Origin of the sequence: Dapis brunnea BLCC-M229, assembly GCF_050015995.1 — a bacterium.
Taxonomy (GTDB): Bacteria; Cyanobacteriota; Cyanobacteriia; order Cyanobacteriales; family Microcoleaceae; genus Trichodesmium.
This window is the reverse complement of record NZ_JBNHEP010000262.1, coordinates 17,984-32,665: the sequence shown is the minus strand read 5'-3', so window position 1 is coordinate 32,665 and position 14,682 is coordinate 17,984. Positions and strand designations below refer to the sequence as shown.

Annotated in this window: 9 protein-coding genes and 1 pseudogene; 6 read left to right on the top strand and 4 right to left on the bottom strand. The window is 33.2% G+C overall.

All coding sequences use genetic code 11. The features are described 5' to 3' along the window. Positions 1-75: 75 nt before the first annotated feature. From ACP6PM_RS30310 to prfC, 3 genes are all read right to left on the bottom strand, one after another. Positions 76-2,367: a hypothetical protein gene (locus ACP6PM_RS30310; RefSeq protein WP_426590594.1), complete on the bottom strand. Its 2,292-nt coding sequence runs from the start codon at positions 2,365-2,367 to the stop codon at positions 76-78. Positions 2,368-2,970: 603 nt separating this feature from the next. Beyond that, a complete protein-coding gene (locus ACP6PM_RS30305) occupies positions 2,971-3,441 on the bottom strand; it encodes a hypothetical protein (protein WP_426590593.1) in 471 nt (156 codons plus the stop codon). Between the two features lie 148 nt (positions 3,442-3,589). Continuing rightward, positions 3,590-5,218 (bottom strand): peptide chain release factor 3, encoded by a 1,629-nt coding sequence (gene prfC, locus ACP6PM_RS30300; protein WP_426590592.1) that lies wholly within the window; start codon positions 5,216-5,218, stop codon positions 3,590-3,592. 724 nt (positions 5,219-5,942) lie between these two features. Here prfC and ACP6PM_RS30295 point away from each other — a divergent pair. The 3 genes from ACP6PM_RS30295 to ACP6PM_RS30285 all read left to right on the top strand — a co-directional run bounded on the left by ACP6PM_RS30295 (position 5,943) and on the right by ACP6PM_RS30285 (position 11,341). Then, positions 5,943-9,446 (top strand): PAS domain-containing sensor histidine kinase, encoded by a 3,504-nt coding sequence (locus ACP6PM_RS30295; RefSeq protein ID WP_426590591.1) that lies wholly within the window; start codon positions 5,943-5,945, stop codon positions 9,444-9,446. A gap of 419 nt (positions 9,447-9,865) precedes the next feature. Further along, a complete protein-coding gene (locus ACP6PM_RS30290) occupies positions 9,866-10,198 on the top strand; it encodes a DUF4870 domain-containing protein (protein WP_426590590.1) in 333 nt (110 codons plus the stop codon). 810 nt (positions 10,199-11,008) lie between these two features. Continuing rightward, entirely contained in the window at positions 11,009-11,341 is a 333-nt protein-coding gene (locus tag ACP6PM_RS30285) for a DUF4870 domain-containing protein (protein WP_426590589.1), read from the top strand. A gap of 233 nt (positions 11,342-11,574) precedes the next feature. Here ACP6PM_RS30285 and ACP6PM_RS30280 read toward each other — a convergent pair whose 3' ends face one another. Beyond that, positions 11,575-12,048, bottom strand: coding sequence for a Crp/Fnr family transcriptional regulator (locus ACP6PM_RS30280; RefSeq protein WP_293100573.1), 474 nt, complete (start codon positions 12,046-12,048; stop codon positions 11,575-11,577). A gap of 675 nt (positions 12,049-12,723) precedes the next feature. On the opposite strand from ACP6PM_RS30280, the gene ACP6PM_RS30275 reads away from it, so the two are divergent. The 3 genes and pseudogenes from ACP6PM_RS30275 to ACP6PM_RS30265 form a co-directional block, all read left to right on the top strand. Continuing rightward, positions 12,724-13,581 (top strand): SPL family radical SAM protein, encoded by an 858-nt coding sequence (locus ACP6PM_RS30275; RefSeq protein ID WP_426590588.1) that lies wholly within the window; start codon positions 12,724-12,726, stop codon positions 13,579-13,581. A gap of 305 nt (positions 13,582-13,886) precedes the next feature. Further along, entirely contained in the window at positions 13,887-14,015 is a 129-nt protein-coding gene (locus tag ACP6PM_RS30270) for a hypothetical protein (RefSeq protein ID WP_426590587.1), read from the top strand. Positions 14,016-14,233: 218 nt separating this feature from the next. Further along, a pseudogene (locus ACP6PM_RS30265) lies at positions 14,234-14,682 on the top strand (hypothetical protein); the annotation flags it as partial.

Below are 14,682 nucleotides of genomic sequence, written 5' to 3'. Positions count from 1 at the left end.
TCCTGTCTCCTGACTCCTTGCTAAATTTATGAAGATACCTTCAGGGGTTCTATAACTGTTTAACCGGATTTGATATTACTTCGCGAAAATCACTCTATCCTCACCAAACATAATTATCCTCTCCCCTACCTTAACCTCAGCATCTAAACCACTAGCCGAAATATCAACCTCTGGAGCAATACCATTTTGCACAGTCATCACCACAAAAAAATTCTCACCTCCACTTGCTAATATTTTTCTACCTCTCTTCGTTTCCTCAACATCAAGCTTTACCTCCCCTGGTGTAACAAAAGTTCCCCTCATAGTTGCCCCAGAATTAGCCTTCAAAATAAAACCATTATCCTCAACCACCACCTGCTCCTGAGTGTGCATCACCCAAACTTTTTCTGGCGTTTCCCCAGCAAACTTATCCACCACCACAAACAAACCAGGTACACCCGACACCCCACTGTAGTCAACAGCAAAAGACCGCAACGACTGAAAATCATTACCTTCAAACACATTATCCATATTCATGCTCACCACCCCCGAACCATTCGCTTTCCCCTGAAAAAACATCGGTTGAGCAGTTCCTCGTGCAGTCATCTCCCCTACAAGTACCACATTTTCATCCTCCCTTTGCCGATCATCTGGACCAGCACTTGCCCAACGTCCACCCAAACCCCAAATTCGGAAACCACCTGCCTCTGGAAATGACCAGGAAGCTCTCAAAAGTTCCTGTTTCAAATAAATACTTGCCACAAAATCATTTTCATCCTTCCATTGGTTACGAAACAGATAAAAGCCTTTTTCTTTATCTACCAACACCCGCTCAAATACCTTGGCTGGATTTTTTGGCCTCAAACCTGTGAAAAAATTAAGATTTAACAACCTTTTCACAAGACTTTCATCGGCAGTATTTATTAGATTTTCAGGATATGCTTCCAGAATAAAAGCAGCTTCATGGGGTTGCTTAATGGCAAAAGAGCGATCGCCTTCCCAACCATATTGTCGATTAAAAAACCACATTACCCCCGGCAAAAATTTTTCTGGTACGCTATTCCAACCAAGAGAAAACAGAGACTTTACTGGCGCTAGGCGATGACGACCATAAGTAGGTACTGATATTTCACCATTCTCTCCTACTATTCGCATCACATAATGAGGTAGAAACCATTCTACACTCGAATCTTTGACCAAGTTGTGGCCAAAAACATTTTCATAAGCTTGAAAAAATGGTAAAAGTGCTAATATCCAAGGTTCAATACTATAGAGGTCGCCCTCAGTGCCAAAAGAGCGATCGCCTACTGCAGTCTCCAGATAACGTTTAATATTTCGTTCTGAAATTTTCAAAAGTTGTCTCACATCAGTGGGTTCTGAAAAAAACTGTTCCGGTTCAGATAAAATAGCTAATGCTGCTAAACCTGCAGCACTCCGCGCTCTTCCACTCCAGTTACTCCAAGCATAAGGGTTCCAACCTTTACCACGAGTACCTGCAATTAATATTTTTGTCTGTTGTCCTAACCAGTCTGTAATTTTTTGTACCCGCTCCTCACCCCAAGCGTTATAACAAAGGTCGTAAGCTAGGGCCACACCTGCGACAATAGGGGCGTGTTCTAATAATCGTGGGCCAGGATTATTCAGGGATTTTTCTACTATTTGCCATCCTATCTCTGCTGCTTGGAGGTCATCGTTTAATACGGAGAGGAAACAATGACCTGCTGCATGATATCCACCATTGGGAACGAATGCTTCGTAATAGATTTTTTGCTGGAGAGAGTTTTCAAGTTGAGCTAGAATAGCTTTACCTGTGGGAGTTTTTGCTTTTTCTCGTAATTCTGGCAGTTGATTTTGACGGAAAATTAGGCGTGGATGTTCTCTGGGAGATATGGGTGTATGGTTTGGTATTTTTCTAGGGGAATAGGGGGTAATATTTCCGGTAACTTTTCCACTAACAAGTTGTTCGTTAAAGGTTCCTGAATAACTACCAACTATCTGCTTTTTATCTTTTTTATCGGGTTGCAATTCGATTAAATATTCGGCTTCTCCTCCTCCTATCCAAGGGTCGGAGTTAATATTGATTTTGACTTGCAGTTCCCAGGAATTATCTTTTTTAATAGTGTTAACTATACCATCATGGTCGGCTCGATTAAATGGTAGGGAAAAACCCCAGACTTCGGTTTCGCATTGGGAATTTCTACAAATTAAGTCTAAAGTAATATCTTGATAGATAAAGTTTTCTTCCTTTTGTTTCCACAGAGCATTATCTAGGGTAATACTAATATTTCTGGATAAATCTCTTTGTATTAATTTTTGTCTAATAAATTCTCCAGTCCCTAGGGTTAGCAAACTGATGGTTAATAGAGTAATTATTTTTTTTCGTCTCATTGTTAATTGTTGAGATAATATAAGGTACTACTGTATAAATATGGAACCGAATGTGAATAATCTCTAAAAATATTTCAGTCTCTTTACTGGAAGAAGAAAGCAGAAAAGTTCCAAGCAAAGTTTGAACATTTAGCCTTTTCTACTCCTTACTCTCTACTCCCTTTTATATGTAAGCATTCAGCAGTCAGTATTCAGCAGTCAGCTATTTATTTTAATTTTAGATAGAAGCTTTATTAGTTTAGGTAAATTGAATCTTACTATCAAAGTCAACTTTAAAGGTTATATTCATTTAAAGCCATTTTCACGTTTAAATAGGGTTTGCTGATAGCTGACGGCTAATAGCTGAATGCTTACTTTTATATAGAGTAATTATTTTTTTTCGTCTCATTGTTAATTGTTGAGATAATATAGCAATCCTAAATAGATCGTGACAAATAAAAAAGTAGATAAAAAACTTGAAACTCCTGCCTGTTGGCTGTTGCCTAAAAGCGGTCAGGTTTTTATACACAAATAAAATAGGACTGCTATAGCATTTTTCAGCATTCATTGAAATACATAATTATAAATTTTAGGCAATACAGATTTACGCCAATTTATAGCGTCTTATATTAATTTTGGCTGTATTGTTATGAAACCAATGCTAATTTGAATTCCTTCTTTTAGTTGCTTAACTGTTTGATTAGCAAAAGGTGAAATATTGGTGATTTTTAATAGTCCGTATAAAGTACACTCTTTTTGATTTTGAAAGTCTAGGTCTCTACTGGCACAATCAAATAAGTAATCAACAACAATATGAATAGCTAATGCATTGATTAAGTTTCGTTTAGCTTCAGAATTTGGTAGTGATAAAACTAACTTTTTAGCCTTATTCAATTCTTTTTGATATTCAGGATGGTTATTGAAGGCCGAAGCAACTTCTGTGTAATATAATGCTTTAGCAGCTGCATTTTCTGGTGTTTCTTTTTTAACCAGTATATCAGATTTTATAGATGCAGTAAAGGCACTGGCAATCATTGAATTATTTAGCATGAGAATGGATAATGTAGCCAGAGTTAATGCTATTTTACTAATCATGGTTTGGTAAATTTAAAGGTTCAATCTCTGAGAATATTTAAGTCACTTTACTTGAAGAAGAAAAGATAAAACCTCAAAGTAAAGTTTGAAAGTTTAACCTTTTCTTCTCCCTGCTCCCTACTCCCTACTCCCTACTCCCTACTCCCTTTTACAAAGATTCTGGTTCTTGACCAGAAACTACTGGTGCAGTAGTATTTAATTTTAACTCTGGATGTTCAGATTCTACCTGTTGACAATTCCATTCATTTTTAAACAGCAAAACAGGTCGTCCCCAGCTATCTTTCACCGCCACAGTATTAAATAATCTACCCACTTTTTCCAGTATTTCCCAACCACCATCTACCCAACGTGCCACACTAAAAGGCAACATTTCTACTCTAGTTTCTACTCCATATTCATTTTGCATTCTAAACTGAACAACCTCTAATTGTAACTGCCCAACAGCAGCTAAAATAGGGTCTCTTTTTGCCTCATCTGCTGAGTACATAATTTGCACCGCACCTTCTTCTCTTAATTCATTAACTCCTTTACGAAATTGCTTAAATTTAGAAGGATTAGGATTTCTTAAATAAGCAAATATTTCTGGCGAGAAACAAGGGATACCTTCGTACTCTAATTTCTTGCCATTATAAATGGTATCTCCTATGGCAAATACTCCCGGATTGTTTAAACCAATTACATCACCAGGATAAGCAATTTCAATTGATGCTCTATCTTGGGCAAATAACTTTTGCGGACGAGATAATCGCACTGTTTTACCTGTTCTAGCATGACTAACTGTCATATCTTTTTCAAATTTTCCCGTGCAAACCCTAATAAATGCCACCCTATCTCGATGTTTTGGGTCCATATTAGCTTGCAATTTAAACACAAATCCAGTGAATTCTGGATGAGTAGGAGAAATTTCCCCAACTGTACTTTTATGAGTGCCTGGTTTTAGAGCATATTCTAAGAAAGCATCTAGGAATAATTGCACCCCAAAATTAGTCATTGCACTACCAAAAAATACAGGAGTCATTTCTCCTTTATGTATCTCTTCTAAATCTAAATCTGAACCTAATTCCTCCAGTAATTCTAAATCTTCTTTGAGTTGGTAATAAAGGTCTTGTTCTAATAGTTCTTCTATCTGAGGGTCGCCTAAATTTATCACTGTATTTGTTGCTGTTTTACTACCATGAATACTTCGCTCAAATAGGTGAATTTGTTGTTTTCTTCGATCGAATACTCCTTTGAAGCGATCGCCCATACCAATCGGCCAATTTACAGGATATGTTTTTAAGCCTAATTCCTGTTCTATTTCATCCAATAGTTCTAAAGGTTCTCTCCCTGGTCTATCCATTTTATTAATAAAGGTAAAAATGGGTAGTTTTCGCATCTTACAAACTTCAAATAATTTGCGAGTTTGAGGTTCTAAACCTTTTGCACCATCTTCTAACATTACAGCGTTATCTGCTGCTGCTAATGTTCTATATGTATCCTCACTAAAATCTTGGTGACCAGGAGTATCTAGGAGATTTATTTGGCAGTTTTGATACTCAAATTGTAGAACTGTGGAAGTGATAGAAATACCTCTTTGTTGTTCCATTGCCATCCAGTCTGAGGTGGCATGACGTTGTGCTCTTTTAGCTTTTACTGCACCAGCTTCTTGAATAGCACCTCCGTACAATAATAGTTTTTCTGTAAGGGTGGTTTTACCAGCATCAGGGTGAGAAATAATTGCAAAGTTGCGTCGTTTATCTACTGCTATTTGCAATTCTGCTTCAATTTCAATGGACATAAGTCAACCTAACTTCTAGAATCTGCAACAATTCATAATATTATATATTTATCTAGGCTGAATTTAATATATTTCTCATTATGATATAATCTGTAGCAATATGATTTGACTTGTGAGATATTGGATACTTTTAGGGAATAGGGAATAGGAAACACAGAAGAAGAAAAAATGAATATATATGAATATGATAACTCCTATATTAGATATTAGAGTTCTTGGAAAAGTAAGGGAATAGGGAATAGGGAGATTAAATTGTTTATTTTAGAGCTTGAATTGATTTAATTAAAACTTTTGCCAGAGGTTTATTCTCTACTTTTAAGGAATAGCTCAATTCTCACATCTGATTCCTGATTGCTATATATTAAAATTATCTATAATTAAGATACTGTTTGTAAAATAAGTATTAAGAGAGATGCGTAGTGACTAAAATCTAAAAGCGGTAGTACTTCAAGAGATTGAAATTTGGTAGATGCCAGAGGTGGAAAGGTACATATATTCGTAGATTTTTAACTTACAAATAGTTGTCTTGATTTCTTCCTCCCTATTACCTGTTCCCTGTTCCCTATCTCCTTTTTATATTTCCTTTACAAACAGTCTCTAATACATACCTGAAATTATAAATAGAATAAATACTTTTCCTATTGTCAAAGTATCAACTTAATAAAATCAATACTTAATTTTTTGAAATCTGATAGTTTTATAATTTTTTTTACCAGAAATGTGTATGAATTTTTTATCAAAAATTTGGAGTACAGGAAATTTTATTCCTCACGGACATTGTTATCTTTGGCAGCCAGAATTAGTGTGGCTTCATCTGTTATCTGATTTGTTAATTGCATTAGCTTATTTTTCAATTCCTATCTCTTTAGTTTATTTCATTCGGAAACGAGAGGATGTACCCTACTCAGAAATATTTGTATTATTTAGTGCATTTATTGTTACTTGTGGATTGACTCATTTAATGGCTATTTTGACTCTCTGGCATCCTATTTATTGGTTATCAGGTTTTATTAAAGCAATAACAGCAGGAATATCTGCTTTTACAGCGGCGAAATTAGTACCATTAATTCCTAAATTATTAGCGCTTTCTAGCCCAGCACAACTAGAGTTAATCAACCAGAAATTAAAAGTAGAAATTCAAGAACGTCAACAAGCACAGGAAGAATTACAAGCATCCGAAAAACGTTTAAGTGGAATTTTGAAAATTGCTAAAGATGCCATTATTTCAGTGGATGAAAATCAAAATATTTCTATGTTTAATCAAGGAGCAGAAAAAATATTTGGATATCAAGCAAGTGAAGTTTTAGGAAAATCATTAAATTTGCTATTGCCGAAACGATACAAAACAAATCATCAAAACTATGTACGTCAATTTTGTACCGATTCTGAAGTTTCTCGTATAATGACTAATCGTGGTCAAATTTGGGGGCTTCGGAAAGATGGTACTGAGTTTCCAGCAGCAGCTTCTATTTCTAAATTAGAGCTACAAAAAGAGACTATATTAACAGCAATTATTAATGATATTAGTGAAGAAGTAGAAGCAAAAAATAGACTTAAAAAAGCCCTACAACAATTGAATTTTCATGTGGAAAATACACCACTAGGACTGATTGAATGGAATAGTGAATTTCGAGTACAACGCTGGTCAGAACAAGCAGAAAAAATATTTGGTTGGCAAGCAGATGAAGTAATAGGTCTACAGGTAAATGATTGGAAATTTATATTTCCTGAAGATTTAGAAAAAGTTGGTAGTCTAATCGAACAACTCCAACAAGGAAATATACCCAGAAATACTTTCCTAAATCGTAACTATACTAAAGAGGGGAAAGTAATAAATTGTGAATGGTATAACTCTGCCTTTTTCGATGAAAAAGGCAATTTAATTTCGATATTATCCCTAGTTTTAGATGTTAGTGAACGGATACAAGCACAAGTAGAATTAGAACTATCTCAACAAAAACTGCAATTAATTATCAATACTATTCCCCAATCAATATTTTGGAAAGATCGAGACCTAGTATATCAGGGGTGTAATTATAGTTTTGCTAATAGAGCTGGTTTTATATCTCCCGCAGAAATAGTTGGTAAAACTGATTATGATTTACCTGGAAATCAAGAATATTTTGAACATTATTGCAGAATAGATTGTCAAGTCATGCAATCTAATACCCCTATATACCAAATAATTGAACCTCAATTAACTACTCAAGGTCAACAAAGATGGTTACAAACAAGTAAAGTTCCTATTCATAATCAAGATGGTGAAGTAACTGGTATTCTTGGCAGTTATGAAGATATTACTGAACGTATTGAAGCACAGCAAAAATTAGACCAGCAACAACAAACTTTAAGAGCAATTCTTGATAATTCTCCCATTTGGATTTTAATGACTGAGGTTAATGGCAAAGTTCAGTTTGTTAACAAGACATTATGTCAAAATCTTGGCATTCCTGAATCAAGGTTTTTGGAAGTTGAAGAATATTATCAACTTTTTACAGAAAAAGAAGCAGAAAATCTTCATAAATATGATTCTAATTGCTGGGGAAATAATTTACCATGTCACTGCGAAGAAATTTTTACGTTTATTGACGATAAAGAGCATAATCTAGAATTAATTAAAGTCAAAATTAAAGACGATGATAATCAAGTTATTGGTTTAATGTCTTTAGGGTTAGATATTACAGAAAGAAAACAAGCTCAACAAAAACTTCAAGAATCAGAAGCTAAATTTCGACAAATTGCTCGCCATGAAGAACTACTTAATCATTTGGCAAATCAAATTCGTAATTCTCTTGATATTGATACAATTTTAAATACTACAGTCCATCAAGTTCGTACTATCTTAAAAATAGATCGCTGTCATTTTATTTGGCATCGTTTTGCTAGTAGTATAAATATAGATGAAACTAATAATAATTATCTAGATAGTTGGGAAGTTGTAAATGAGTCAAAAGGAGAAAATTTTTCTAGCTTACTTGGTAAATATACAATAGAACAGGTAGGATATTGGGCTTTAAGATTCTTACAACTAGAAATTATTCGGATTGATGATATTAGTCTTGTTAATGACAGAAAAATGCGACATTTTATGGTTGCTTTGGGTATAATTTCTTTTGTGTCTATACCAATTCAAACTCAGTCCGGTAAAATAGGAGTTTTAGTTTGTGCCCATCATACCTCTGTTCGTAACTGGGATGATAGTGAAGTAAAACTTTTAAAGGGAGTAACAGATCAATTAGCGATCGCTATCGATCAAGCCGAACTATATAATCAAAGTCGTGAAGTTGCCTTCCAAGCTAGAGCACAAGCTCAGGAATTATCTGACGCTTTGAAGAAACTTCAACAAGCTCAAGCACAACTTATTCAAACCGAAAAAATGTCTTCTTTAGGACAAATGGTTGCTGGTATTGCTCATGAAATTAATAATCCAATTAACTTTATTTCTGGTAATGTTATTTATGTTAGTCAATATACTCAAGACTTACTCAGTTTAATTGATTTATATCAGCAAAATTATCCTGACCCACCTACAGCTATTCAAGAAGAAATAGAAGCTATAGAATTAGATTTCTTGATTGAAGATTTACCGAAAATTTTAAATTCTATCAAGGTGGGAGCTAACCGCATTGCTGAGATAGTTTTATCTTTACGAAATTTCTCTCGCTTAGATGAATCTGAAGTAAAATTTGTAGATATCCATGAAGGAATAGAAAGCACTCTCCTAATTTTACAAAATAAACTCAAACATAAGCCACAGGAAAAAGCAATTCAAATAATTAAAGATTATGACGACTTACCGAAAGTGGAGTGTTATGTTAGTCAGATAAATCAAGTATTTATGAACATTATTTCTAATGCTATTGACGCTTTAGCAGAAAAACGAAATAAAAATTTGAATCCTACTGGCATAAATCAAAATTCAGATATTTTGGATAATTTACCTACTATTACAATTAGTACAAAAGTTATATCCTCTCAAGAGGTTGCAATTATAATTGCTGATAATGGCATGGGTGTGACAGAAACAGTTCGTAATAAAATATTTGACCCATTCTTTACTACTAAACGTATCGGTAGTGGTACTGGTCTAGGATTATCTATTAGTTATCAAATTATTGTTGAAAAACATCAAGGTAGATTAAATTGTACTTCTATAGTAGGACAAGGAACTAAGTTTATTATTGAAATTCCTATCCGCCAGAGAATAAAACAAATAACAGAGCTATAATTAGACTTAATAACTAAATTTTAGAACTACTCAATTATTTACCGAATAATTAAGGTATAAAGCCTCTCATGAGCAAGGAGAAACAAGCGGTCGTTTGCGGAGCATTCCGTCAGGATGGGATGGCGAGGTCTCCTCGCCATATCCAATCGACCAAGAGAGCGGTCGTTTGCGGAGCATGACCTAGGATGGGATGGATGGGTTACCTAACCATATCCAATCGACCAAAAGAAGAAAAAATTTTCCTTTTATTCAATCCAACCCGTTTTAGGGAGAGGTAATTATCAATTATCCATTATCAATTATCAATTATCAATTATTGAATTATACTTCTTGTCGTGCAGGTGACAAATACAAATATTTACTTTGAATAAGAAGGAACATTTAATGGATACTGACAAAAGAAAAATTCTCTCAGCTTGATGTCACGGAGCGATTTTTTTTGTACAACTAATATTGTATCTATAATCATACCAATAGTTATTATACTTCTAACTGATGATTCAATTGTTAAGGATAACGCTAAAGAATATATCAACTTTCATATTAACATTTATATTTATGCTTTTATATTTTGTATATTAATCTGGTTGGGCTGGAGATTTCCTTTCAGCGATATTCCTTTATTTGCCTTGTTTCCTTTGGGAATTCCTTTATTAGTTTGGTTACTAATTCCTACTGTTGTGATGGCAATTATTGCCATTCTTAATGTTAAGAGTAATCCCAACAAACCTTACCGAATAATTAATAATTAATTATTAATTATTAGGGCTTGCTGATTAAAGATAAAAGTATTTACAGATCGAAGGTTTGAGAAACTTTATATCTGGAAAAAGTACCAGCTTTTGTGTTAATAAAGCTGAAAAATTAAGCATTTTGGAGTAACATGAGGCAGAAAATTTAAGTGGCTATGATGAACGACTACCTCTTGTACAATCTTGTACAACTCCCTACTCCTCCTAATTCTTAACTACTCCCTACTCCCTACTCCCTACCTCAACAAAAAGACTTTTGAGCGCAAACCCTAATTAAGAGTTGATAGTCAATAATTATTCATTCAACAATTCAGCTTTATTAGCCTCCCCCCCTTTGTATTGTATCGGCACCTCGTCACATGAACATTGTTAATTATTCAGAAGGGGTAATTATTAATTATTAATTGTTCATTGTTAATTGTTGAACGTTATTCATTTATTTTTCGTCTACTATAGTTACAATTTTTTTCTAGTTTGGATTTTATTCAATGTAATTTATGACAAATAATATTAGTATTAATAAACGGACTCAATTAATCATTCAAATTCCTATGGGGGAAAACACAAACCAAATAACAGAGCGATAAATAGATTTAGGGAGTTCCAAATAAAAAATTATCCCATTCTGATAAAAGTAAGGGAGGGGAGTAGCCAGTAATAATAGAGTACAAAAATTAGGATAATTTATTTTCTGCTATTCCCTTAATAAATAACTAACTCAATTTCAGAAATTATTAAATTAATCAGCTATACTTATTATCGTGTAAGTGGTAAATAGAGATATCTAGTTTGAATCAGGAGGAAAATTTAATGGATACTGACAAAAGAAAAATTCTCTCGGCTTTATGTCATGGAGCGATTTTTTTCAGTGTAACTATTCTCTCTATAGGTATACCAATAGTTATTTTATTTATAACTGATGACTCTGTTGTTAAGGATAACGCTAAAGAATCTCTCAACTTTCATATTAACATTTATATTTACGGTATTATATTTGGTATATTAATCTGGCTGCTAATTGGCTTTCCTTTATTAGTTTTGTTAGCAATTGTTAATTTTGTCATGCCAATTATTGCTATTCTCAATGTGATGAATAATCCCAATCAACCCTACAGTTATCCATTTATTTTTCGTTTACTTTAGTGAATTTTTTTTAGTTAATCTCCTAACTAATACCGTTTCACAGAATTTCAAAATCAACTCCCCTTAGGGGGAAAGTCAAAAGTCATGCATTAAGATTTTATAAGCTTAAAACTTTTACGTTACAGTAATTTTAGGAAATTATTTTTGACATCTTTAAAGTGAATTGGTATTAAGATTAAGCAATATTGGTTTTGTCTGGAGCAAAACCAATTTGCTGATATGTTCCCATATTTCTAACGCAGTTCAGGTATTCTACTACTATCAGAAGAAGTACTATTTTCTCTAGCATTAAGCTTTTGATTAAGTTCGCGAATACGACGAGACAATAGACGAATAATATTAATTGCAATTTCTGGTGTCTCATCAATTGCATCATAAAGTTGCATTTGAGTTAACATCAAACACTCACAATTTTCTAAAGTAGTAACAGAAGCAGAACGAGGTTCAGCATCAAATAAAGACATTTCACCAAAACAAGCTCCTTGTTGTAACCTTGCTAACTCACGGTCTTCCAAATGAACTTTAACTCTACCAGATACTACGATATAAAGAGACCTTCCTTCTTTCCCTTCAGTAAAAATAGTATGGTTACTAGGGAAAGATAGTTCGTCCATCACAGAAGCTAAACGTACTAGAAAATCATCTCTTAATTCTCTAAAAATTGGCACAGCTCTAATAAATAAAAGACGCTCTACACTTGTAAGCATAATATTTACACCCTTATCCTTGACGAATAAACAAATTTAATAATCACCTTTGATTGAGTAAATTTTAATGGTTAATAATATTTCAGGTAAAATTTGATAGATAACTAACTGAACTTCTTCAGCTTACACCATCTAACTAGCTTTGACACAAAATAATTTATATCTGATACCAATTTTATAAATTTTTGCTACAGATATTTAGGTTACCGCTATTGAGTTAGGAGACAGGAGTCAGGAGTCAGAATAAATAGTTTAAATATCATTTATTGGCTTGAAAATTCCTTTTTAATCAAAGATAAATATGATTAAACTATTTTAATTACCCTGATTATTTGTAAAATAATTTTACAAATAACATGGGCTAAACAAAACTAAATTAGGAAAGAAGGATAGATATTGCTGCCTAGTAGTTATCAGTTGTCAGTTTTTTCCAATACTTTTAATTATTTTTAAATCTCTCAATACTAATTCCTGCTCTACAGGGAATGAATTAATAGCTAATAGCTCTTTGCACAGCATTCCGCAGGAAATGTTTACTTGATAATCAAAGATTCTCTATATGTAGCAAATATTTATCATGGGCGGTATAACTGGATGTTTTCTTAACTTGAACAATCCTTTAGTTTCTGGTGTAAAAAGCCTTCATTAATTTGTCAGTTTATTTAGAATATTAAAATGCAATTTAAAGACGAAGAGTACACAGTAGATACTAATCAATTATTAGTGGTTAGTGAAAAATTTGGTAGTGCTGATGTTTACGGACAAAATGCCAAATCAATATTAAATAAAGCTACTGGTTTTATTAAAGCTTATGACTTTACTTTGAATCCTTATCGGGGTTGTCAATATGGTTGTACCTATTGTTATGCTGCTGCTTTTAGTCCTAATGAAAAAATGCGGGATGACTGGGGAAAATGGGTTTTGATTAAGGAAAATGCTGCGGAAATTTTAGAGAAAGAGTTGATGAGATGGCGAAAAAAAAATTATGATAAGTTGCCTACTATTTATATGAGTAGTGTGACAGATCCTTATCAACCGATAGAGTCTAAAACTCTATTAACTCGGAGATTATTAGAGGTAATGTTGGAATATAAACCAATTTTAGTTATTCAAACTCGTAGTCCGATGATAACGAGAGATATTGATATTTTGCAAAGGTTTAAAAATCTCCGAATTAATATGAGTATTCCGACGGGTAGTGAGGTTGTAAGAAAGGATTTTGAGCCTCAAACACCTAGTATTAGAGCTAGACTTAATGCTATGAAAAAAATTAAAACTAAAATTAATGATTTAACAGGTTATTCGCCTAAACTTTCTATTACTATTACTCCTTTACTGCCAACTTTGCCAGAAGAACAAGAAAATTTTATTAAACAACTAAATTTTGTCGATAGAGTTGTCATTCAAGATTTTCACGCTAGTCACAAGCGATCGCTAGTAGCTAGTACTCGTGATGCAGCTATAGATATGAAAAAAAAGTACGAATGGTGGTACAATAACGAAGCTAAAAATTATCAACTATTCAAACAATAAGTTAGTAAAAATACTAAATGATGTAGAAGTTAAGGAAGGTCAAGCAGGATTTACTTATGAATAATAAAATCACAAATTTATGGCGTTCTCTCAAATTTTGATTTGCCCTCAAACCAGGAAATAATTCTCTGGTAAATCATAGAATAAAAGTCATTGAAACTTTAGCAGAATTTTCGGGAATCTGGAAATGACAAAGACGAAAAAATCATCAATTTAATCAACAGAAAAATTCTCTGGCAAATCAGAGAAGTTAATACAAATACTAACTGTGTGAGAAATCAAATAATTTCAGGGAAGATTTACTGATGAATAATAAAATCACAAATTTATGGCGTTCTCTCAAATTTTGGTTTGCTCTCAAACAAGAAAATAATTCTCTGGCAAATCAAATACTAAAAGCTATTGAAAATTCGCCTGAAGTTTCCGGAATCTGAAAATGACTTTGATAGAGAAATTACCAATTTAATCAAGGGTAAAATTCTCAAAGGTTCTCAGAGAAGTTAATACAAATACTAACTGTGTGAGAAATCAAATAATTTCAGGGAAGATTTACTGATGAATAATCAATTGACAAATTTATGGCGTTCTCTCAAATTTTGGTTTGCTCTCAAACCAGGAAATAATTCTCTGGCAAATCAAATATTAAAAGCTATTGAAAATTCGGCTGAAGTTTAATGACAAAGACAGAGAAATCAACAATTTAAGTAAATATCTGAGAAAAGCTGTTGATAAATTAGATGAATTAGAATTAAAGCTTGATTTTGATGAGCCAGTAATTAGGCGACTTGATGACTATATATTGACTCCAGAACCAAAATTTATTGAGTTTGTAACCAATAGTTTTCAGTTAATTGAAAAGGATGAAAATTTATTGCAATGTACTGGAATAGATGAACGAATATTTGATGATTTTGAATCAAGTTTGGCAGAGTATATTAAATCTGAACTGGGAAGAATACCTGAAAAAAAACGAGCATCAGACTTGGCAGAAGCAATTGAAGATATGAATTTATTAAAAGGTGGGATCGATCCTAATTATGGTTTTAAATTGACTCCCCATGTCTATATGATGAAACATTTTCCAGATCATGTTTATTCTAG